This window comes from Streptomyces sp. P9-2 (assembly GCF_051903975.1).
GTDB lineage: Bacteria > Actinomycetota > Actinomycetes > Streptomycetales > Streptomycetaceae > Streptomyces > Streptomyces cellulosae.
In genome coordinates this window covers 93,500-114,572 of record NZ_CP192633.1, presented here as the reverse complement: position 1 = coordinate 114,572, position 21,073 = coordinate 93,500, and the positions used below count along the sequence as shown (strand labels likewise).

19 protein-coding genes are annotated in these 21,073 nt (G+C 70.2%); all 19 read left to right on the top strand.

Annotation, left to right across the window (positions count from 1 at the left end; translation table 11 throughout):
* The first annotated feature begins 1 nt into the window (after position 1).
* The 19 genes from thrC to atpD all read left to right on the top strand — a co-directional run bounded on the left by thrC (position 2) and on the right by atpD (position 21,038).
* The gene (gene thrC / locus ACQY0Z_RS00495) at positions 2-1,060 is read left to right on the top strand and encodes a threonine synthase (RefSeq protein WP_189904707.1); all 1,059 of its coding nucleotides are present in this window, start codon (positions 2-4) and stop codon (positions 1,058-1,060) included.
* A gap of 394 nt (positions 1,061-1,454) precedes the next feature.
* Complete coding sequence (gene thrB / locus ACQY0Z_RS00490; protein WP_254586950.1) at positions 1,455-2,372, top strand: homoserine kinase; 918 nt, start codon at positions 1,455-1,457, stop codon at positions 2,370-2,372.
* Between the two features lie 418 nt (positions 2,373-2,790).
* The gene (gene rho / locus ACQY0Z_RS00485; RefSeq protein ID WP_439811659.1) at positions 2,791-4,845 is read left to right on the top strand and encodes a transcription termination factor Rho; all 2,055 of its coding nucleotides are present in this window, start codon (positions 2,791-2,793) and stop codon (positions 4,843-4,845) included.
* A 180-nt stretch (positions 4,846-5,025) separates the two neighbouring features.
* Positions 5,026-6,789, top strand: a complete 1,764-nt coding sequence (locus ACQY0Z_RS00480) for a trypsin-like serine protease (protein WP_189904701.1) — start codon at positions 5,026-5,028, stop codon at positions 6,787-6,789.
* 169 nt (positions 6,790-6,958) lie between these two features.
* Positions 6,959-7,180, top strand: coding sequence for a 50S ribosomal protein L31 (rpmE, locus tag ACQY0Z_RS00475; protein WP_006130146.1), 222 nt, complete (start codon positions 6,959-6,961; stop codon positions 7,178-7,180).
* Between the two features lie 106 nt (positions 7,181-7,286).
* Positions 7,287-8,354, top strand: coding sequence for a peptide chain release factor 1 (prfA, locus tag ACQY0Z_RS00470; protein ID WP_189904699.1), 1,068 nt, complete (start codon positions 7,287-7,289; stop codon positions 8,352-8,354).
* A 26-nt stretch (positions 8,355-8,380) separates the two neighbouring features.
* On the top strand, positions 8,381-9,226 hold the full coding sequence (prmC, locus tag ACQY0Z_RS00465; protein ID WP_019524094.1) for a peptide chain release factor N(5)-glutamine methyltransferase: 846 nt from the start codon (positions 8,381-8,383) through the stop codon (positions 9,224-9,226).
* A 56-nt stretch (positions 9,227-9,282) separates the two neighbouring features.
* A complete protein-coding gene (locus ACQY0Z_RS00460; RefSeq protein ID WP_189904697.1) occupies positions 9,283-9,930 on the top strand; it encodes an L-threonylcarbamoyladenylate synthase in 648 nt (215 codons plus the stop codon).
* Positions 9,927-10,607 (top strand): arsenate reductase/protein-tyrosine-phosphatase family protein, encoded by a 681-nt coding sequence (locus tag ACQY0Z_RS00455; protein WP_189904690.1) that lies wholly within the window; start codon positions 9,927-9,929, stop codon positions 10,605-10,607. The genes ACQY0Z_RS00460 and ACQY0Z_RS00455 overlap by 4 nt, the downstream gene beginning before the upstream one ends.
* A gap of 101 nt (positions 10,608-10,708) precedes the next feature.
* Complete coding sequence (gene glyA, locus ACQY0Z_RS00450) at positions 10,709-11,947, top strand: serine hydroxymethyltransferase (protein ID WP_189904688.1); 1,239 nt, start codon at positions 10,709-10,711, stop codon at positions 11,945-11,947.
* A 126-nt stretch (positions 11,948-12,073) separates the two neighbouring features.
* Complete coding sequence (locus ACQY0Z_RS00445) at positions 12,074-13,432, top strand: MraY family glycosyltransferase (protein WP_189904687.1); 1,359 nt, start codon at positions 12,074-12,076, stop codon at positions 13,430-13,432.
* A gap of 312 nt (positions 13,433-13,744) precedes the next feature.
* Positions 13,745-14,182 carry a hypothetical protein gene (locus tag ACQY0Z_RS00440; RefSeq protein WP_093768136.1) on the top strand — a complete coding sequence of 146 codons (438 nt, stop codon included), beginning with the start codon at positions 13,745-13,747 and terminating at the stop codon, positions 14,180-14,182.
* Positions 14,183-14,455: 273 nt separating this feature from the next.
* The gene (atpB, locus tag ACQY0Z_RS00435; RefSeq protein ID WP_189904734.1) at positions 14,456-15,226 is read left to right on the top strand and encodes a F0F1 ATP synthase subunit A; all 771 of its coding nucleotides are present in this window, start codon (positions 14,456-14,458) and stop codon (positions 15,224-15,226) included.
* Positions 15,227-15,302: 76 nt separating this feature from the next.
* Positions 15,303-15,539 (top strand): ATP synthase F0 subunit C, encoded by a 237-nt coding sequence (atpE, locus tag ACQY0Z_RS00430; protein ID WP_093768138.1) that lies wholly within the window; start codon positions 15,303-15,305, stop codon positions 15,537-15,539.
* Positions 15,540-15,578: 39 nt separating this feature from the next.
* Entirely contained in the window at positions 15,579-16,127 is a 549-nt protein-coding gene (locus ACQY0Z_RS00425) for a F0F1 ATP synthase subunit B (protein ID WP_189904685.1), read from the top strand.
* Positions 16,124-16,939: a F0F1 ATP synthase subunit delta gene (locus tag ACQY0Z_RS00420; protein WP_189904683.1), complete on the top strand. Its 816-nt coding sequence runs from the start codon at positions 16,124-16,126 to the stop codon at positions 16,937-16,939. Before ACQY0Z_RS00425 ends, ACQY0Z_RS00420 begins: the two co-directional genes overlap by 4 nt.
* A 134-nt stretch (positions 16,940-17,073) precedes the next feature.
* Entirely contained in the window at positions 17,074-18,663 is a 1,590-nt protein-coding gene (atpA, locus tag ACQY0Z_RS00415) for a F0F1 ATP synthase subunit alpha (RefSeq protein WP_189904681.1), read from the top strand.
* 21 nt (positions 18,664-18,684) lie between these two features.
* The gene (locus ACQY0Z_RS00410) at positions 18,685-19,602 is read left to right on the top strand and encodes a F0F1 ATP synthase subunit gamma (RefSeq protein WP_189904679.1); all 918 of its coding nucleotides are present in this window, start codon (positions 18,685-18,687) and stop codon (positions 19,600-19,602) included.
* Positions 19,602-21,038 (top strand): F0F1 ATP synthase subunit beta, encoded by a 1,437-nt coding sequence (gene atpD / locus ACQY0Z_RS00405; RefSeq protein ID WP_189904677.1) that lies wholly within the window; start codon positions 19,602-19,604, stop codon positions 21,036-21,038. The genes ACQY0Z_RS00410 and atpD overlap by 1 nt, the downstream gene beginning before the upstream one ends.
* Positions 21,039-21,073 lie beyond the last annotated feature (35 nt).

Sequence of the window (21,073 nt, the reverse complement as noted above, 5' to 3'; positions counted from 1 at the left end):
AATGACCCACCAGTGGCGCGGAATCATCGAGGAGTACCGGGACCGGCTTCCGGTGTCGGACACCACGCCGGTCGTGACGCTCCGTGAGGGCGGTACGCCGCTCGTGCCCGCGCAGGTGCTCTCCGAGCGCACCGGCTGCGAGGTCCACCTCAAGGTCGAGGGCGCGAACCCGACCGGGTCCTTCAAGGACCGCGGCATGACGATGGCCATCTCCAAGGCGAAGGAGGAGGGGGCGAAGGCGGTCATCTGCGCCTCCACCGGCAACACCTCCGCCTCCGCGGCCGCGTACGGCGTGCGGGCCGGCATGGTCTCCGCCGTGCTGGTGCCCCAGGGCAAGATCGCGCTGGGCAAGATGGGCCAGGCCCTCGTGCACGGCGCGAAGATCCTCCAGGTCGACGGCAACTTCGACGACTGCCTCACGCTGGCCCGCTCGCTCAGCGACAACTACCCGGTGGCGCTGGTCAATTCGGTCAATCCGGTGCGCATCGAGGGCCAGAAGACCGCCGCCTTCGAGATCGTGGACATGCTGGGCGACGCCCCCGACATCCACGTCCTGCCGGTGGGCAACGCGGGCAACATCACCGCGTACTGGAAGGGCTACAAGGAGTACGCCGCCGACGGCGTCGCCTCCCGTACCCCGCGCATGTGGGGCTTCCAGGCCTCCGGCAGCGCCCCGATCGTGCGCGGCGAGGTCGTCAAGGACCCGTCGACGATCGCCACCGCGATCCGTATCGGCAACCCCGCCTCGTGGCAGCTCGCGCTCGCCGCGCGGGACGAATCCGGCGGCCGCATCGACGAGGTGACGGACCGTGAGATCCTGCGCGCCTACCGGCTGCTGGCCTCCCAGGAGGGCGTCTTCGTCGAGCCCGCGTCCGCCGCGTCGGTCGCCGGTCTGCTGAAGGCCGCCGAGCAGGGCCGGGTCGACCCGGGCCAGACGATCGTCTGCACGGTCACCGGCAACGGTCTGAAGGACCCCGACTGGGCCGTCGCCGGCGCCCCGCAGCCGGTCACCGTCCCGGTCGACGCCGCGACCGCCGCCCAGCGGCTCGGTCTCGTCTGACCCACGGCACCCGGTGCCGTCCGGTCCGCCGTGCCCGTGCTCCGCGGTGGCGGAAGCCGCGCGTTTCCGCCGCCGCGAACCGCACAAACGGCGTAAGGACGCGCCTGCCCGGGGACGCTCCCTACGGGGGGTGCACAGGGGGCTTGCGACACGCATCGTGCGCCTCCTGTGCGCCCTATGTCGCAGGTGAACCTTCCTTCGATAGGCTGTAGGGAACCCGCCCGCCGCATATGCCGCGGCAGTGCGCCGTCCCCAGGGTCCCGCCAGTGACCCGGGACGGCCCGGCAGCGGCCGGCCAGCCCGGTCGGCGGCGGCCCCAGGGTTCTCGTACGCCATCGAATGTCCATCGAACGTCATTCGACAGTCCACGCAGCTACAGGAGAGTCTTCGAGCGATGGCCGGTCCCGCGTTCCGCGCCGCCGCCGTCCGGGTGCGCGTCCCCGCCACCAGCGCCAACCTCGGCCCGGGCTTCGACGCCCTCGGCCTGTCGCTGGGGCTCTACGACGACGTGGTCGTCCGGGTGGCCGACTCCGGGCTGCACATCGACATCGCGGGTGAGGGCAGCGACACCCTCCCGCGGGACGAGAGCCACCTTCTCGTACGTTCCCTGCGCACCGCCTTCGACCTGCTCGGCGGGCAGCCGCGCGGTCTGGAGATCGTCTGCGCCAACCGCATCCCGCACGGCCGGGGCCTCGGCTCCTCCTCGGCCGCCATCTGCGCCGGGATCGTCGCCGCCCGCGCCGTGACCATAGGCGCCGAGGCCAAGCTCGACGACACCGCGCTGCTCGAGCTGGCCACCGAGATCGAGGGCCACCCCGACAACGTCGCGGCCTGCCTGCTCGGCGGTTTCACCCTGTCCTGGATGGAGGGCGGCGCCGCCCGGGCGATCAGGATGGAGCCCGCCGATTCCATCGTTCCGGTGGTTTTCGTGCCCGCGAAGCCGGTCCTCACCGAGACCGCGCGCGGACTGCTCCCGCGCACCGTGCCGCACGTCGACGCCGCCGCCAACGCGGGCCGTGCCGCCCTGCTCGTCGAGGCCCTCACCCGGCGCCCCGAGCTGCTGCTGCCCGCCACCGAGGACCGTCTGCACCAGGAGTACCGCGCCCCGGCGATGCCGGAGAGCGCCGCACTGGTGGAGCGGCTGCGCGGGGACGGCATCCCCGCGGTCATCTCCGGCGCCGGACCGACGGTCATGGCGCTGGCCGACGCGGGCACGGCCGACAAGGTCGAAGCGCTCGCCGGCGCCGACTGGGCCGCCAACCGGCTGAGCCTGGACGTCCAGGGAGCGAGCGTCCTTCCGCTCGCGACCTGACACGGTTGCCGGATTTCGAGAGGGGGAATGTTTGTTGGATCCGGTAGTGTTAACCTCAAGTCTGCACCCGACCCCACCATGGCGAGGTGCCTCGTGTCCCCGTCCGGGACAGACATTCTTCCGGGAGCTCCCCAAGCCGCACTGTGTTCACTGCTACGTACGCGGGCAGTACGTCGTACGCGGACACTGAACGGCCCGCAGGTGGGGGCACCCCCTCTGGGGGAGCTTCGGAATCGGTGCGACCACGCCACGTGACACCGGGTGCCACGGCTCGAGGTAGCGCCATCACCAGATATCTCTTCCGCCGCGCAGGCGGACAACCGCCCCGGCACGGTCCACACATCAGGGAACGATGCCGGACAGCACAACCGGTCGCCGAGCCAGACAGGCCGACGTCCGCTCCAGGGAAGGACCCTTCGTGAGCGACACCACCGATCTGATGGGCGCACGTGTCGAGGAGACCGCTGCCGCGCCCGCCACGGACGCTTCCGCGCCTGCCTCCGGTGCCGGCTCCCGGCGGCGCCGCGGTACCGGCCTCGAGGGCATGGTGCTGGCCGAGCTGCAGCAGGTCGCATCCGGCCTCGGCATCAGGGGCACGGCGCGTATGCGCAAGAGCCAGCTGATCGAGGTCATCAAGGAGGCGCAGGCCGCCGGTGGAGGCACCCCTTCCGGGGACGCCCCGGCCAAGGCCGAGTCCGCCGAGACCAAGCCGAAGCGCCGCGCCACCTCCCGCACGCGCACGGGTGACACGGCCGAGAAGAAGACCGAGGCCAAGGACGAGCAGGCGCCCGCCGACCAGGCCGCGGCCCAGCAGCAGATCGAGATCCCCGGCCAGCCCTCGCCGAAGGCATCCGCCGCCGAGCAGGCCGAGCAGGCCGCGGAGAGCGCCCCCGAGCGCCGCCGCCGTCGCGCCACCGCCGACGCGGGCGCCCCGGCCGCCGCGACCGAGACGGTCGCGGCCGAGGCGAAGACCGAGAACAAGTCCGACGCCGCGGGCCAGCAGCAGCAGTCCCAGCAGGGCGAGGGCAAGCCCGACCACGAGGGCGGCGAGGGCCGCCGCCGCGACCGCCGCGAGCGTGGCCGCGACCGTGACCGCGGCGACCGTGGTGACCGCGGCGACCGTGGTGACCGCGGCGACCGCCGCAACAAGGGCGACGACCAGCAGCAGAACCAGGGCGGCGGCCGTCAGCAGAACCAGCAGGGCGGCGGAGGCCGTCAGGACGACGGGTACGACGACGACGGAGGCGGCCGCCGTGGCCGTCGCGGCCGCTACCGCGACCGCCGTGGCCGCCGTGGCCGCGACGACGTGCAGGAGCCGCAGATCGCCGAGGACGACGTCCTGATCCCGGTCGCGGGCATCCTGGACATCCTCGACAACTACGCCTTCATCCGGACCTCCGGCTACCTGCCGGGCCCGAACGACGTGTACGTCTCCCTCGCCCAGGTCCGCAAGAACGGCCTGCGCAAGGGCGACCACATCACCGGCGCGGTCCGCCAGCCCAAGGAAGGCGAGCGGCGCGAGAAGTTCAACGCGCTGGTCCGCCTGGACTCCGTCAACGGCATGGCGCCCGAACACGGCCGCGGCCGCCCGGAGTTCAACAAGCTGACCCCGCTCTACCCGCAGGACCGCCTCCGCCTGGAGACGGACCCGGGCGTGCTGACCACCCGCATCATCGACCTCGTGTCGCCGATCGGTAAGGGCCAGCGTGGTCTGATCGTGGCTCCGCCGAAGACCGGCAAGACCATGATCATGCAGGCGATCGCCAACGCGATCACGCACAACAACCCCGAGTGCCACCTGATGGTCGTCCTCGTCGACGAGCGTCCGGAAGAGGTCACCGACATGCAGCGGTCGGTGAAGGGCGAGGTCATCTCCTCGACCTTCGACCGCCCGGCCGAGGACCACACCACGGTCGCGGAGCTCGCCATCGAGCGCGCCAAGCGCCTGGTGGAGCTGGGTCACGACGTGGTCGTGCTGCTCGACTCGATCACGCGTCTGGGCCGTGCGTACAACCTCGCCGCCCCGGCGTCCGGCCGCATCCTGTCCGGTGGTGTCGACTCGACCGCCCTGTACCCGCCGAAGCGCTTCTTCGGTGCGGCCCGCAACATCGAGGACGGCGGCTCGCTGACCATCCTCGCCACCGCCCTGGTGGACACCGGGTCCCGCATGGACGAGGTGATCTTCGAGGAGTTCAAGGGCACCGGCAACATGGAGCTCAAGCTCGACCGGAAGCTCGCCGACAAGCGCATCTTCCCCGCGGTGGACGTCGACGCGTCCGGCACCCGTAAGGAAGAGATCCTGCTCGGCAACGAGGAGCTCGCGGTCGTGTGGAAGCTGCGCCGGGTGCTGCACGCGCTCGACCAGCAGCAGGCGATCGAGCTGCTCCTCGACAAGATGAAGCAGACCAAGTCGAACGTCGAGTTCCTGATGCAGATCCAGAAGACGACGCCGACGCCGGGCAACGGCGACTGACGTCACCCTTCCCTCGGGCCCCCGCGCGGGCACGCGAACGGCCGCTCCTCCACGGGGCGGCCGTTTTTCGTACACAACTGTCGTCGGACAGGTGTACGATCACGCTGCTTCGAGCTGTCCCTGAACGGGATTCAATGCTCGAACTCCATATCCCGAGGGGGGAATTGCATGGTTACACCCATGTCCGGACCCGGCCGTCGCAGACGCCGGTTCGCCGTGGCCGCGGCCGGTGCCGCCGCGGCCGTCGGAGCGGCGCTGCTGTCGGCGCCGGCGGCCCAGGCGGCGCCGGCGCTGCCCCAGCCGAACGTCTCTCCGGCGACGGAGACACCGTCCCAGTCCGAGCTGATCAGCCGCGTCGTCAAGGCGATGGCGGCGGACGAGGCCGGCCGGGCCAAGGAGAAGGCGCCGCTCAGCACGAGCGGCAAGGCCGGCTCCGGCATCGACGCGAAGATCATCGGTGGCACCACCACCACGATCTCCGCGGCGCCCTGGATGGCGCAGCTGCACTACTACGACCCGTACACCGGCGAGGGCTTCTTCTGCGGCGGCACCGTCGTCGCGCCGACGAAGATCCTCACCGCCGCGCACTGCGTCAAGGGCTACAACTGGTACCTGAACGGCGCCGTCGTCACGGGCGCCACCCAGCTGCCGTCCGCCGACGGCGACCTGCACGGCGGCACCGTCTCCGGTGTGTGGCGGCAGTGGAACAACCCCACGTACAACGAGGCCGCCATCGACAACGACATCGCGGTGCTCACGCTGCCGGTGCCGGTGAAGGCCACGCCGCTGCGCATGACGACCGCGGGCGACACCGCGTCGTACGCGGCCGGGACCAACGCCCGGGTCTACGGCTGGGGGCGCACCAGCTCCACCAGCGACGAGATCTCCGAGTACCTGAAGACGGCGACGCTGCCGATCCAGTCGGACGCCACCTGTGGCACCGCCTGGGGCAGCTACTACGTCCGCGGGCACATGGTCTGCGCGGGCACGCCGGCCACCGGCAGCGACGCCGGCACCACCACCGCCTGCAACGGCGACTCCGGTGGTCCGCTGGTGGTCAACAACCGGATCGTCGGCGTCGTCTCGTGGGGCGTCGAGGACTGCGTGGAGAAGGGCGCCTACGGCGTCTTCACCAAGGTGACGAGCTACGTCGGCGCCACCTACCCGCGCATCGACGACACCGACATCAACGGCGACCACCGCGCCGACCTGTGGGCCCGCAAGAAGTCCACGGGTGTCGGTTACTCCCGGAACTCGCTGAGCTCCAAGTTCGCCGCCCAGGAGGCGTGGGGTGACTGGAGGGGCGTCAACGTCGTCCTCCAGACCGACCTCGACCGTGACGGCTACCAGGACCTCGTCTACCGCGCCACGGACGGGTCCCTGTACTGGGCGCACTACGTGATCTCCAGCGACAGCTGGGCCACCAAGCGGCTCAGCACCGGCTGGAAGTCCGTCCGCCAGATCGTCACCCCCGGTGACGTGACCGGCGACTACCTGCCCGACCTGCTGATGGTGGACTCGGCGGGCGTGCTGTGGACCTACCCGGGCAAGGGCAACGGCACCTTCTCGGCCCGTCTGAAGACGGGCACGGGCTGGGCCGGGTTCGACGTCCTGCGCGGCCACGGCGACTTCACCGGTGACGGCCGCACGGACCTCGTGGCCCGTGTCCGCTCCACCGGCGACCTGTACCTGTACAAGGGCACCGGCAAGGCCGGCTCCGGCTCCTTCACGGGCCGGACCAAGCTGGCCACGTGGAAGAGCACCACGTACAACGCGATCGTCACGGTCGGGGACGTCAGCGGCGACGGGAAGGCGGACCTGCTGGCCCGCACCCCGAGCGGCACGATGTACCTGTACCGGGGCACCGGCCGCAACGCCGCGCCGTTCTTCTCGGCACGGCTGTCCATGGGCACGGGTTACCAGCAGTACGACGTGCTGGGCTGAGCCCGCCGCACGTCCGCAGGACCGCGAGGTGGCCCCGGGAATGTCTCCCGGGGCCACCCCCGTTTTGGGAGACGGCCCCCGTCCTGGCAGACTGGTACGTCGGCCCCGGTTCACGCTCCCGCATCCCGCGGGCGGCGACCCGGCGCCCTCCCGAAACCTAGGAGACACCTTGAAGCGCGACATCCACCCCGAGTACGTCGAGACGCAGGTCAGCTGCACCTGCGGCGCGTCGTTCACCACCCGCAGCACGATCTCCAGCGGCAACATCCGCGCCGAGGTCTGCTCCGAGTGCCACCCGTTCTACACGGGCAAGCAGAAGATCCTCGACACCGGTGGCCGTGTGGCCCGCTTCGAGGCCCGCTTCGGCAAGGCTGCCGGCTCCAAGAAGTAGCGAGCACCGATTCGCCGGTCCACGGCCGCGCCCCCGCCCGGGGGCAGGCCGGGACCGGCGTTTTTGGTCGCCCGCCCCTTCACCCACGTACCAGCAGGAGCCCACCATGTTCGAGGCCGTCGAGGAACTCGTCGCCGAGCACGCCGACCTGGAGAAGAAGCTCGCCGACCCGTCGGTCCACGCCGACCAGGCCAACGCGCGCAAGCTGAACAAGCGCTACGCCGAACTCACCCCGATCGTCGCCACGTACCGCTCCTGGAAGCAGACCGGCGGCGACATCGAGGCCGCGCGCGAACTGGCCGCCGACGACCCGGACTTCGCCGCCGAGGTCAAGGACCTCGAGCAGCAGCGCGAGGAGCTCACCGAGAAGCTGCGGCTGCTGCTGGTCCCGCGTGACCCCAGCGACGACAAGGACGTCATCCTCGAGATCAAGGCGGGCGCCGGCGGCGACGAGTCCGCCCTGTTCGCGGGCGACCTGCTGCGCATGTACCTGCGCTACGCCGAGCGCGTCGGCTGGAAGACCGAGATCATCGACGCCACCGAGTCCGAGCTGGGCGGCTACAAGGACGTCCAGGTCGCGGTGAAGTCCCGCGGGCAGACCGAGCCCGGCCAGGGCGTGTGGGCCCGGCTGAAGTACGAGGGCGGCGTGCACCGCGTGCAGCGCGTGCCGGCCACCGAGTCGCAGGGCCGCATCCACACCTCCGCCGCGGGCGTCCTGGTGACCCCGGAGGCCGAGGAGGTCGACGTGGAGATCAACCCGAACGACCTGCGCATCGACGTCTACCGTTCGTCCGGCCCCGGCGGGCAGTCGGTGAACACCACCGACTCCGCCGTGCGCATCACGCACCTCCCGACCGGCGTCGTCGCCTCCTGCCAGAACGAGAAGAGCCAGCTGCAGAACAAGGAGCAGGCCCTGCGTATCCTGCGCTCCAGGCTCCTCGCCATGGCGCAGGAGGAGGCGGAGCGCGAGGCCGCCGACGCGCGCCGCAGCCAGGTCCGCACCGTCGACCGCTCCGAGAAGATCCGGACGTACAACTATCCGGAGAACCGCATCTCGGACCACCGCGTCGGCTTCAAGGCGTACAACCTGGACCAGGTCCTGGACGGCGACCTCGACGCGGTGATCCAGGCCTGCGTCGACGCGGACTCGGCCGCCAAGCTCGCCGCCGCCTAAGCACCCGAAGACAGTCCGGAGGACCAGTGAACCTGCTGCTCGCCGAGGTGGCCCAGGCCACCCAGCGGCTCGCCGACGCGGGCGTGCCCTCGCCGCGCACCGACGCGGAGGAGCTCGCCGCGTTCGTGCACGGCGTCAAGCGCGGCGAGCTGCACACGGTCAAGGACACGGACTTCGACGCCCGCTACTGGGAGGTCATCGCCCGCCGCGAGGCCCGCGAGCCGCTCCAGCACATCACCGGACGGGCGTACTTCCGCTACCTGGAGCTCCAGGTCGGCCCCGGCGTCTTCGTGCCCCGCCCGGAGACCGAGTCGGTCGTCGGCTGGGCCATAGACGCGGTGCGCGCCATGGACGTGGTCGAGCCGTGCATCGTCGACCTGTGCACCGGCTCCGGCGCGATCGCCCTCGCCCTCGCCCAGGAGGTCCCCCGCTCCCGCGTGTACGCCGTGGAGCTGTCCGAGGACGCCCTCAGGTGGACCCGCAAGAACATGGAGGGGTCCAGGGTCGAACTGCGCCAGGGCGACGCCCTGACGGCCTTCCCGGACCTCGACGGCCAGGTCGACCTGGTGGTCTCCAACCCGCCGTACATCCCGCTCACCGAGTGGGAGTACGTCGCCCCCGAGGCCCGCGACTACGACCCCGAACTGGCCCTGTTCTCCGGCGAGGACGGACTCGAACTGATCCGCGGCCTGGAGCGCACCGCGCACCGGCTGCTGCGCCCCGGCGGCGTGGTCGTCGTCGAGCACGCCGACACCCAGGGCGGCCAGGTGCCGTGGATCTTCGCCGAGGACCGCGGCTGGACCGACGCGGCAGACCACCCCGATCTCAACAACCGCCCCCGGTTCGCCACCGCCCGCAAGGCGCTGCCGTGACCGTCCTGGCGCATACTTCATCCCCCCAGCAGCACCCGTACGAGGAGGCCCGCTAAATGGCTCGGCGATACGACACCAACGACGCGACCGACCGCGCGACCGGTCTGCGTGAAGCCGCGTCCGCCGTGCGCCGGGGCGAGCTCGTGGTGCTGCCGACGGACACCGTGTACGGCATCGGCGCCGACGCCTTCACCGCGGACGCCGTCGCCGACCTGCTCCAGGCCAAGGGCCGCGGCCGCAACATGCCCACGCCCGTCCTCATCGGCTCCCCGAACACCCTGCACGGCCTGGTCACGGACTTCTCCGAGATGGCCTGGGAGCTGGTCGACGCCTTCTGGCCGGGCGCGCTGACCCTGGTCGCCCGCCACCAGCCGTCCCTCCAGTGGGACCTCGGCGACACCCGCGGCACGGTCGCGGTGCGCATGCCCCTGCACCCGGTCGCCATCGAGCTGCTCACCGAGGTCGGCCCGATGGCCGTGTCCTCCGCCAACCTCACCGGCCACCCGGCGCCGGAGAACTGCGACGCCGCGCAGGAGATGCTCGGCGACTCCGTCTCCGTGTACCTGGACGGCGGTCCCACCCCGGGCAACGTGCCGTCCTCCATCGTCGACGTCACCCGCCCGGTGCCCGTGCTGCTGCGCGAGGGCGCGCTCTCGCCCGACGAGCTGCGCAAGGTGGTACCCGATCTCGAGGTGGCGAATTGACGGCCCCTGAGGCGGGGCGTGGCATAGGCAACGGGGAACGGGCAGCGGAGATCACGACCACCTTCGTGGGGCTCCCGCGCGACACCTTCCGGATCCTCCACGTCAGCACCGGAAACGTGTGCCGCTCGCCCATCACCGAACGGCTGACCCGGCATTTCGTGCACCAGCGCCTGGGCGTCCTCGGCGGCGGTCTCGTCGTCGAGAGCGCCGGCACCTGGGGCCACGAGGGCGCCCCCATGGAGTCCCACGCGGAGACCGTCCTCGCGGAGTACGGCGCGGACGCCTCCGGCTTCACCGGCCGGGAGCTGCTCGACGAGCACGTCATCCGCGCCGACCTCGTGCTGACCGCGACCCGCGACCACCGCGCCCAGGTCATCTCCATGGGCCACTCGGCGGGCCTGCGCACCTTCACGCTCAAGGAGTTCACCCGCCTGGTGAACGCCATCGACCCGGCCACCCTGCCGCCCCTGGAGGACGGCCTGGTCGTCCGCGCCCGCGCCCTGGTCCGCGCCGCCGCCGCGCTGCGCGGCTGGCTGCTGGCGCCCACCGCCGAGGCCGACGAGGTGCACGACCCGTACGGCGCCCCGCTGACCTTCTTCCGGTCGATCGGCGACGAGATACACCAGGCGCTGGACCCCGTGGTCACGGCGCTGACCGGAGTGCCCGCGCGGACCTGAGCGCCGGGCGGCGCCCGCGGGGCGGATGCAAGAACTCGGGCGCACCGGGACGGGCGGGCCTACATTGGTCCTACGTCAGTGCCGACGTCCGGGAGTCCACCATGACGGTCACCCCTGCGGTCGAGGCCGATGTCCTGCGCCGGCAGGACCCCGAGCTCGCCGAGGTGCTGCTCGGGGAGCGCGAGCGGCAGGCGACCACGCTCCAGCTGATCGCCGCCGAGAACTTCATGTCGCCCGCGGTGCTGGCCGCCCTGGGCTCACCGCTGGCCAACAAGTACGCCGAGGGCTACCCGGGCAACCGGCACCACGGCGGCTGCGAGATCGTCGACGTGGCCGAACGGCTCGCCGTGGACCGCGCCAAGGCGCTGTTCGGCGCCGAGCACGCCAACGTCCAGGCGCACTCCGGCTCCTCCGCGGTGCTCGCCGCCTACGCCGTCCTGCTGCGCCCCGGCGACACCGTCCTCGCCCTCGGCCTGCCCTACGGCGGCCATCTCACCCACGGCTCCCCGGTCAACTTCTCGGGGCGCTGGTTCGACTTCGTCGGCTACGGGGTGGACGCGGAGAGCGGCCTGATCGACCACGAGCAGGTCCGCGCCCTGGCCCGCACCCATCGCCCCAAGGCGATCGTGTGCGGCTCCATCTCCTATCCGCGCCACATCGACTACGCCTTCTTCCGCGAGGTCGCCGACGAGGTGGGCGCCTACCTGATCGCGGACGCGGCGCACCCCATGGGGCTCGTCGCCGGGGGAGCGGCGCCCAGCCCGGTGCCGTACGCGGACATCGTGTGCGCGACCACGCACAAGGTGCTGCGGGGGCCGCGCGGCGGGATGCTGCTGTGCGGCACGGAGCTGGCCGAGCGGCTGGACCGGGCGGTGTTCCCCTTCACCCAGGGCGGGGCGCAGATGCACACCATCGCCGCCAAGGCCGTCGCCTTCGGGGAGGCGGCCACCCCCGGCTTCGCCGCGTACGCCCACCAGGTCGTCACCAACGCGCGGGCGCTGGCCGCCGCGCTCGCCGCCGAGGGCCTGACCGTCACCACAGGGGGCACCGACACCCACCTGATCACCGCCGACCCGGCCCCGCTCGGCGTCGACGGGCGCACCGCGCGCGGCCGGCTGGCGGCGGCGGGCATGGTCCTGGACTCCTGTGCGCTGCCTCACGACGACGCCCGGGGCCTCAGGCTGGGCACGGCGGCCGTCACCACGCAGGGCATGGGGACGGGGGAGATGACGCTGGTCGCCGGGATGCTGGCGAGCGTGCTGCGCGGCGGCACGGACCCCGCACGGGCCCGGGAGGACGTCCGCGACCTGGTCGCGGCCTTCCCTCCGTACCCCCGCTGAGCCCGTCCCCGGCCACTTCGCGGGCCCGTCCGTGCAACCATCGTCACCACCCGGCAGTCCCCACTCGTATCCGCCCCTCGCTAGGGTGTGGGGCTGTGAAGGCCAGCGAGATCTGTGGGGAAGCCCGTGCGTGAATACCTGCTGACGCTCTGCATCACGGCCGCGGTGACGTACCTCCTGACGGGACCGGTGCGGAAGTTCGCGATCGTGGCGGGGGCGATGCCGGAGATCCGGGCACGTGACGTGCACCGGGAGCCCACTCCGCGGCTCGGCGGGATCGCGATGTTCTTCGGCCTGTGCGCCGGTCTGCTGGTCGCCGACCACCTGACCAACCTGAACACGCTCTTCGAGAAGTCCAACGAACCACGGGCGCTGCTCTCCGGGGCCGCGCTGATCTGGCTGATCGGCGTCCTGGACGACAAGTTCGAGATCGACGCGCTGATCAAGCTGGGCGGACAGATGATCGCCGCCGGCGTGATGGTCATGCAGGGTCTGACGATCCTGTGGCTGCCCATCCCCGGTGTCGGCTCGGTCGCGCTCACCCAGTGGCAGGGCACGCTCCTCACCGTCGCCCTGGTGGTCATCACGATCAACGCGGTCAACTTCGTCGACGGACTGGACGGCCTCGCGGCCGGCATGGTCTGCATCGCGGCGGCGGCGTTCTTCCTGTACGCCTACCGCATCTGGTACTCGTACGGCATCGAGGCGGCCGCCCCGGCGACGCTGTTCGCGGCGATCCTGATGGGCATGTGCCTGGGCTTCCTGCCGCACAACATGCACCCCGCGCGGATCTTCATGGGCGACTCCGGCTCGATGCTCATCGGGCTGGTGCTGGCCGCCGGCGCGATCTCCGTGACCGGGCAGGTGGACCCGGACGCGCTGAAGCTGTTCGCCGGTTCGGAGAAGGAGGCCGTGCACCAGACGGTGCCGGTCTACATCCCGCTGCTGCTGCCGCTGACCATCATCGCGGTGCCGGCCGCCGACCTGATCCTGGCGATCGTGCGGCGCACCTGGCGCGGCCAGTCGCCGTTCGCCGCGGACCGGGGGCATCTGCACCACCGGCTGCTGGAGATCGGCCACTCGCACAGCAGGGCCGTGCTGATCATGTACTTCTGGTCGGCGCTGATCGCCTTCGGCGCCCTGGCGTACTCGGTGAACTCGGCCTCGATGTGGATCGTGCTGAGTGTGGTGATCCTCTCGACGATCGGTCTGGTGCTGCTCCTGTTGCCGCGCTTCACCCCGCGCGCCCCGCGCTGGGCGGAGGCGTTCGTGCCGCCGCGCTACCGGCGCGGGAGGGCCACGGAGGCCGACGTCCCGGAGACCGCCGCCCCGGCCGCCGCGGAGGCGGGCGCGCAGGCCGTGGAGGGGGCTCAGGAGGCCGCTGCCGGGGACCGTACGCCCGTGGCGGCCGGTGTCTCCGGCGTCAACGGCGCGAGCGCCGTGGGACCCCGCGCACGCCTGGCCGACCGGTCACGCTCAAGGTAAGAATTCGACTAGAGCATTGCCAAGTCGTGGGGGATCGATGGGGCGGAGTTGGGTGCAGCAACCGCCCCAATATCAGACATAAGGGTTCGGCGCACGCTCGGGGGTGCAGGTTCGCCCTCATGTGTGACTCCATGCACACCGTTCAGGTAAAGACTGCATCAAATAGTTTGTGATACCGTTCACGAGTCCCCGGAGAGAGCCGCCGAGTCGTCCTCTAGACGGCTCACCGGTGCGGTGAAATCGCACCAGGCCCGGGGGTTTACGCTCGTCCATGACGACACCACGCCCCCTGTGAATTGCGGAGTTGCCGCCATGCCGTCCAATGACGCCCGGAACCTTCTGCAGTGCGCTGTGCCCACAGCGGCTGCGGGAGCGATCACCGTCGCCGTCAGCGGTGCGGTCGCGGGCGGCAAGGGTGCGCTCGGTGCGGCTGTCGGCGCGGTCCTGGCCATCCTGTTCATGGGGATCGGCCTCTACGTCCTGCAGCGCACGGCGAAATCGCTTCCGCAGCTGTTCCAGGCCATGGGGCTGATGCTGTACGTCGCCCAGTTGCTGCTGCTGCTGATCTTCGTCGGCGTCTTCAAGGACACCTCCCTCTTCAACCCCCGGACGTTCGCGGCCTCGCTCGTCGTCGCGACGGTCGTCTGGATGGCCGCCCAGGCCCGCGCGCACATGAAGGCCAAGATCTTCTATGTCGATCCGGATGCGGAGAAGAACGAGAAGTCCGAGAAGACGGGGCCGTCGTCGTGACGGGTAGGGGCGCGATAAAGAGCCGTGGGAACTCCTGCTATCGTCCGGTGCCAACTGCGGCATCGCGGGCGCGGGCATCCGATCTGACGCCTGCTCATTCGCGAGGCTTGATGCCCCCCAGCCGCCCCCACATCCGTAACACCTGTCCGGTGCCGACCCGCGGCCCTGCGCCGCGCCGACACAACGAGGTTGCCGTACCTATGCGTCACGCCGAAGGAGCCCGCGGTGAGTGCTGACCAGACCCAGCTCGCCTTTGACTGGAGTTGTCGGATCATGTCCGACAACGGGTGTGGCTTTCCGGCTCCGGGCCTGCACTCGTTCCTCTTCAAGCCGATCGCCACGGTCGGGGGGTTCGAGTTCAACAAGGTGATGCTGCTCGCCCTCCTCACCACCCTCGTCGTCGTCAGCTTCTTCTACGCGGCGTTCGGCAAGGCCAAGGTGGTGCCGGGGAAGCTGCAGATGGTCGGTGAGGCCGGCTACGACTTCGTCCGCCGCGGCATCGTCTACGAGACCCTGGGCAAGAAGGAGGGCGAGAAGTACGTCCCCTTCATGGTCTCGCTGTTCTTCTTCATCTGGATCATGAACATCTGGTCCGTGATCCCGCTGGCCCAGTTCCCGGTCTCCTCGATCATCGCCTACCCGATGGTCCTGGCCGCGATCGTCTACATCACCTGGGTCGCGCTGACCTTCAAGCGCCACGGTTTCGTGGGCGCCTTCAAGAACTTCACCGGCTACGACAAGTCGCTGGGCGCCGTCCTGCCGCTCGTCATGGTCATCGAGTTCTTCTCCAACCTGCTGGTCCGCCCCTTCACGCACGCGGTCCGACTGTTCGCGAACATGTTCGCGGGTCACCTGATGCTGGTGATGTTCACCGTCGCCTCCTGGTACCTGCTGAACGGCTGGATGATCCCGGCGGCCGGCGTCTCCTTCGCCATGACGATGGCCATGATCGTCTTCGAGCTTTTCGTGCAGGCCGTCCAGGCGTACGTCTTCGTACTGCTGGCCTGCTCGTACATCCAGGGCGCTCTGGCCGAGCACCACTGAGCCCCTACCGCCCCACAGCCCCAGATCGTCCGGTGGCCAACCCCCGCCGGTCCATGAAAGAGAAGGAAGAATCAGCATGGCTGCCACTGAGACCCTCGCCGCTGTCTCCGGTTCGCTCGGCTCCATCGGCTACGGCCTCGCCGCCATCGGCCCCGGCATCGGCGTCGGCATCATCTTCGGTAACGGCACCCAGGCCCTGGCCCGCCAGCCCGAGGCCGCCGGCCTGATCCGTGCCAACCAGATCCTCGGCTTCGCCTTCTGTGAGGCGCTCGCCCTCATCGGCATCGTTATGCCGTTCGTGTTCGGTAAGTAATCACTCCTTACCCGGCACGTTTCGACGAAAGGCACTGATGTGATCGCCAACCTGGTACAGCTGGCGGCCGAGGAGGAGCAGAACCCGCTCCTTCCTCCGGGCCCCGAGCTGCTCGTCGGCACCATCGCCTTCGCCATCGTGTTCTTCTTCTTCTGGAAGAAGCTGCTCCCGAACATCAACAAGGTTCTGGAGGAGCGCCGCGCGGCGATCGAAGGCGGTATCGAAGAGGCCGAGGCCATGAAGGTCGAGGCCCAGAGCGTCCTGGAGCAGTACAAGGCCCAGCTCGCCGAGGCCCGGCACGAGGCCGCGCGTCTGCGCCAGGAGGCGCAGGAGCAGGGCGCCGCGCTCATCGCCGAGATGCGCGCGGAAGGCCAGCGCCAGCGCGAGGAGATCGTCGCCGCCGGCCACGCCCAGATCGAGGCCGACCGCAAGGCCGCGGCCTCCGCGCTGCGCCAGGACGTCGGCAAGCTCGCCACCGAACTGGCCGGCAAGCTCGTCGGCGAGTCCCTCGAGGACCACGCCCGGCAGAGCCGTGTGATCGACCGCTTCCTCGACGAGCTCGACCAGAAGGCAGAGGCCGCACGATGAACGGAGCGAGCCGCGAGGCCCTGGCAGCCGCACGCGAGCGTCTCGACGCGCTGACGGACTCCACGTCCGTGGACGCGGCCGTGCTCGCCGACGAGCTGGCCGCCGTCACCGCGCTGCTCGACCGCGAGGTGTCGCTGCGTCGGGTCCTCACCGACCCGGCGCAGGCCGGTGAGGCCAAGGCCGACCTGGCACGGCGCCTGCTCGGCTCACAGGTCAGCGGCACCACCGTCGACCTGGTGGCCGGCCTGGTGCGCTCCCGCTGGTCGCAGTCCCGCGACCTGGTGGACGCGCTCGAGGAACTGGCGGACATCGCCGACCTCACCGCCGCCCAGAAGTCGGGCGCGCTCGACAGCGTCGAGGACGAGCTGTTCCGGTTCGGCCGGATCGTCGCCTCCGACACCCAGCTGCGCGCGGCCCTCACCAACCGGTCCGCGACCGCCTCCGCCAAGCGCGAGCTGCTGAGCAGCCTGCTCGGCGGGCGCGCCAACGAGACCACGGTGCGTCTGGTGACGCGCCTGGTGACCGCGCCGCGTGGACGTAGCCTGGAGTCGGGACTCGAGTCCCTGTCCAAGCTCGCCGCGGACCGCCGGGACCGCATGGTGGCCGTCGTCACCTCCGCGGTGCCGCTCAGCGACCGGCAGAAGCAGCGCCTGGGCGACGCCCTGGCGAAGCTCTACGGCCGCCGGATGCACCTCAACCTCGACGTCGACCCCGAGGTCGTCGGCGGGATGCGGGTGCAGGTCGGTGACGAGGTCATCAACGGCTCCCTGGCGGACCGGCTCGAGGACGCGGGCCGCCGTCTGGCGGGCTGAGCACCACATTCTTCATAAGCAGTACATACTTACGGCCCTGGTTGGGCCGTGCAGAGGATTCACCTCCTGTAGGGGGGAGTCCCCATCCCCCCCAAGTGAAACTTCGGGCCCAACAAGGAGAGCAGGGAACTCAGATGGCGGAGCTCACGATCCGGCCGGAGGAGATCCGGGACGCGCTGGAGAACTTCGTCCAGTCGTACAAGCCGGACGCGGCCTCGCGCGAGGAGGTCGGTACGGTCACCCTGGCCGGCGACGGCATCGCGAAGGTCGAGGGCCTGCCCTCGGCCATGGCCAACGAGCTGCTGAAGTTCGAGGACGGCACCCTCGGCCTCGCCCTCAACCTCGAGGAGCGAGAGATCGGTGCCATCGTCCTCGGTGAGTTCAGCGGCATCGAGGAGGGCCAGCCGGTCACCCGCACCGGCGAGGTGCTGTCCGTCGCCGTCGGCGAGGGCTACCTCGGCCGTGTGGTCGACCCGCTCGGCAACCCGATCGACGGCCTCGGCGAGATCGACACCGAGGGCCGCCGCGCCCTCGAACTGCAGGCCCCCACGGTCATGCAGCGCAAGTCGGTGCACGAGCCGATGGAGACGGGCTACAAGGCCGTCGACGCCATGACCCCGATCGGCCGTGGTCAGCGTCAGCTGATCATCGGCGACCGCCAGACCGGCAAGACCGCGCTGGCCGTCGACACGATCATCAACCAGCGTGACAACTGGCGTTCCGGCGACCCGAAGAAGCAGGTCCGCTGCATCTACGTCGCCATCGGCCAGAAGGGCTCCACCATCGCGTCGGTCCGCCGCGCGCTGGAGGAGAACGGCGCGCTGGAGTACACGACCATCGTCGCCGCCCCGGCGTCCGACCCGGCCGGCTTCAAGTACCTGGCGCCGTACACCGGCTCGGCCATCGGCCAGCACTGGATGTACCAGGGCAAGCACGTCCTGATCATCTTCGACGACCTGTCGAAGCAGGCCGACGCCTACCGCGCCGTGTCGCTGCTGCTGCGCCGCCCGCCGGGCCGCGAGGCCTACCCGGGTGACGTCTTCTACCTGCACTCCCGTCTGCTGGAGCGCTGCGCGAAGCTCTCCGACGACATGGGCGCCGGCTCGATGACCGGTCTGCCGATCGTCGAGACGAAGGCCAACGACGTCTCGGCGTTCATCCCGACCAACGTCATCTCCATCACCGACGGCCAGTGCTTCCTGGAGTCGGACCTCTTCAACGCCGGTCAGCGCCCCGCGCTGAACGTCGGTATCTCCGTCTCCCGAGTCGGCGGTTCCGCCCAGCACAAGGCGATGAAGCAGGTCTCCGGCCGTCTGCGCGTGGACCTCGCCCAGTTCCGTGAGCTCGAGGCGTTCGCCGCCTTCGGCTCCGACCTGGACGCGGCCTCCAAGGCGCAGCTGGAGCGCGGTCAGCGCATGGTCGAGCTGCTGAAGCAGGACCAGTACCAGCCGATGTCGACCGAGGACCAGGTCGTCTCCGTCTGGGCCGGCACCACCGGCAAGATGGACGACGTGCCGGTCGCGGACATCCGCCGCTTCGAGAAGGAGCTCCTGGAGTACCTGCACCGCAAGGAGCAGGGCCTCATGACCTCCATCCGTGAGGGCGGCAAGATGTCGGACGACACCCTGCAGGCCGTGGCCGACGCGATCGCCGAGTTCAAGAAGCAGTTCGAGACGAGCGACGGCAAGCTGCTCGGCGAGGACGCCCCGTCCGCCGCCAAGTGACGTAAGGAAGGGACCTGACTCATGGGAGCTCAGCTCCGGGTCTACAAGCGTCGCATCCGATCCGTCACCGCGACCAAGAAGATCACCAAGGCGATGGAGATGATCGCCGCCTCGCGCGTCGTCAAGGCGCAGCGCAAGGTGGCGGCCTCCACGCCGTACGCGCAGGAACTCACCCGCGCGGTCACGGCGGTCGGAACCGGGTCGAACACCAAGCACCCGCTCACCACGGAGGCGGACAACCCGACCCGTGCCGCGGTCCTGCTCCTCACGAGCGACCGCGGCCTGGCCGGCGCCTTCAACGCCAACGCCATCAAGGCGGCGGAGCAGCTGACCGAGCGCCTCGAGCGCGAGGGCAAGCAGGTCGACACGTACATCGTCGGCCGGCGCGGTGTGGCCCACTACAACTTCCGTGAGCGCAAGATCGCGGAGGCGTTCACCGGCTTCACCGACGAGCCCTCGTACGCGGACGCCAAGAAGGTCGCGGCGCCGCTGATCGAGGCCATCCAGGCGGAGACGGCGGACGGCGGCGTGGACGAACTCCACATCGTCTACACCGAGTTCGTCTCGATGATGACGCAGACGGCGGTCGGCTCCCGGCTGCTGCCGCTGCGCCTCGACGAGGCGGCCGCGGAGACCGCCACCAAGGGCGAGATCCTGCCGCTGTACGACTTCGAGCCCTCGGCGGAGGACGTCCTCGACGCGCTGCTGCCGCGGTACGTGGAGAGCCGGATCTACAACGCGCTGCTCCAGTCGGCCGCTTCGAAGCACGCCGCCACGCGGCGTGCGATGAAGTCGGCCACCGACAACGCGGGCGAGCTGATCAACACGCTCTCCCGTCTTGCCAACGCGGCCCGCCAGGCCGAAATCACCCAGGAAATCAGCGAGATCGTCGGTGGCGCCAGTGCCCTGGCCGACGCGACCGCGGGGAGTGACAACTAATGACCACCACTGTTGAGACCGCGACGGCTACGGGCCGCGTCGCCCGGGTCATCGGCCCGGTCGTCGACGTGGAGTTCCCCGTCGACGCCATGCCGGACATCTACAACGCCCTGCACGTCCAGGTCGCCGACCCGGCCAAGGAGGGCGAGCTCAAGACGCTGACCCTCGAGGTCGCGCAGCACCTCGGTGACGGCCTGGTCCGCACCATCTCCATGCAGCCCACCGACGGTCTGGTCCGCCAGGCCCCGGTGACCGACACGGGCGCCGCCATCTCCGTGCCGGTCGGCGACTTCACCACCGGCAAGGTGTTCAACACCCTCGGTGAGGTGCTGAACGTCGACGAGGAGTACACGGGCGAGCGCTGGCCGATCCACCGCAAGGCGCCGAACTTCGACGAGCTCGAGTCGAAGACCGAGATGTTCGAGACCGGCGTCAAGGTCATCGACCTGCTGACCCCGTACGTCAAGGGCGGCAAGATCGGTCTGTTCGGCGGCGCCGGCGTCGGCAAGACGGTGCTCATCCAGGAGATGATCTACCGCGTCGCCAACAACCACGACGGCGTGTCGGTGTTCGCCGGTGTCGGTGAGCGCACCCGTGAGGGCAACGACCTCATCGACGAGATGAGCGAGTCGGGCGTCATCGACAAGACCGCGCTGGTCTTCGGCCAGATGGACGAGCCCCCGGGCACCCGTCTGCGCGTGGCCCTGGCCGGTCTGACCATGGCGGAGTACTTCCGCGATGTGCAGAAGCAGGACGTGCTGTTCTTCATCGACAACATCTTCCGCTTCACCCAGGCCGGTTCCGAGGTGTCGACCCTGCTCGGCCGTATGCCCTCCGCGGTGGGCTACCAGCCGAACCTGGCCGACGAGATGGGTCTCCTCCAGGAGCGCATCACCTCGACCCGTGGTCACTCGATCACCTCGATGCAGGCGATCTACGTCCCCGCGGACGACCTGACCGACCCGGCCCCGGCCACCACCTTCGCCCACCTCGACGCGACGACGGTGCTCTCCCGTCCGATCTCGGAGAAGGGCATCTACCCGGCCGTGGACCCGCTGGACTCGACGTCCCGCATCCTGGACCCGCGCTACATCGCGCAGGACCACTACGACGCGGCCATGCGCGTGAAGAACATCCTGCAGAAGTACAAGGACCTGCAGGACATCATCGCGATCCTCGGTATCGACGAGCTCGGCGAGGAGGACAAGCTCGTCGTCCACCGTGCCCGTCGCGTGGAGCGCTTCCTGTCCCAGAACACCCACGTCGCCAAGCAGTTCACCGGCGTCGACGGGTCGGACGTCCCGCTGGACGAGTCGATCGCGGCCTTCAACGCGATCTGCGACGGCGAGTACGACCACTTCCCGGAGCAGGCGTTCTTCATGTGCGGTGGCATCGAGGACCTGAAGAAGAACGCGAAGGAGCTGGGCGTCTCCTGACCCCCGCGCTCTGACGTGAGCCGAACGGCTCACCC

Bases quoted from the DNA above. Each gene is read 5' to 3' on its own strand.
- thrC (WP_189904707.1), top strand. From the start codon at position 2: ATGACCCACCAGTGGCGCGGAATCATCGAGGAGTACCGGGACCGGCTT.
- atpD (WP_189904677.1), top strand. From the start codon at position 19,602: ATGACCACCACTGTTGAGACCGCGACGGCTACGGGCCGCGTCGCCCGG.
- ACQY0Z_RS00460 (WP_189904697.1), top strand. From the start codon at position 9,283: ATGGCTCGGCGATACGACACCAACGACGCGACCGACCGCGCGACCGGT.
- ACQY0Z_RS00410 (WP_189904679.1), top strand. From the start codon at position 18,685: ATGGGAGCTCAGCTCCGGGTCTACAAGCGTCGCATCCGATCCGTCACC.
- thrB (WP_254586950.1), top strand. From the start codon at position 1,455: ATGGCCGGTCCCGCGTTCCGCGCCGCCGCCGTCCGGGTGCGCGTCCCC.
- atpE (WP_093768138.1), top strand. From the start codon at position 15,303: ATGGCTGCCACTGAGACCCTCGCCGCTGTCTCCGGTTCGCTCGGCTCC.
- ACQY0Z_RS00440 (WP_093768136.1), top strand. From the start codon at position 13,745: ATGCCGTCCAATGACGCCCGGAACCTTCTGCAGTGCGCTGTGCCCACA.
- atpB (WP_189904734.1), top strand. From the start codon at position 14,456: ATGTCCGACAACGGGTGTGGCTTTCCGGCTCCGGGCCTGCACTCGTTC.
- glyA (WP_189904688.1), top strand. From the start codon at position 10,709: ATGACGGTCACCCCTGCGGTCGAGGCCGATGTCCTGCGCCGGCAGGAC.
- prfA (WP_189904699.1), top strand. From the start codon at position 7,287: ATGTTCGAGGCCGTCGAGGAACTCGTCGCCGAGCACGCCGACCTGGAG.
- atpA (WP_189904681.1), top strand. From the start codon at position 17,074: ATGGCGGAGCTCACGATCCGGCCGGAGGAGATCCGGGACGCGCTGGAG.
- ACQY0Z_RS00420 (WP_189904683.1), top strand. From the start codon at position 16,124: ATGAACGGAGCGAGCCGCGAGGCCCTGGCAGCCGCACGCGAGCGTCTC.
- ACQY0Z_RS00480 (WP_189904701.1), top strand. From the start codon at position 5,026: ATGTCCGGACCCGGCCGTCGCAGACGCCGGTTCGCCGTGGCCGCGGCC.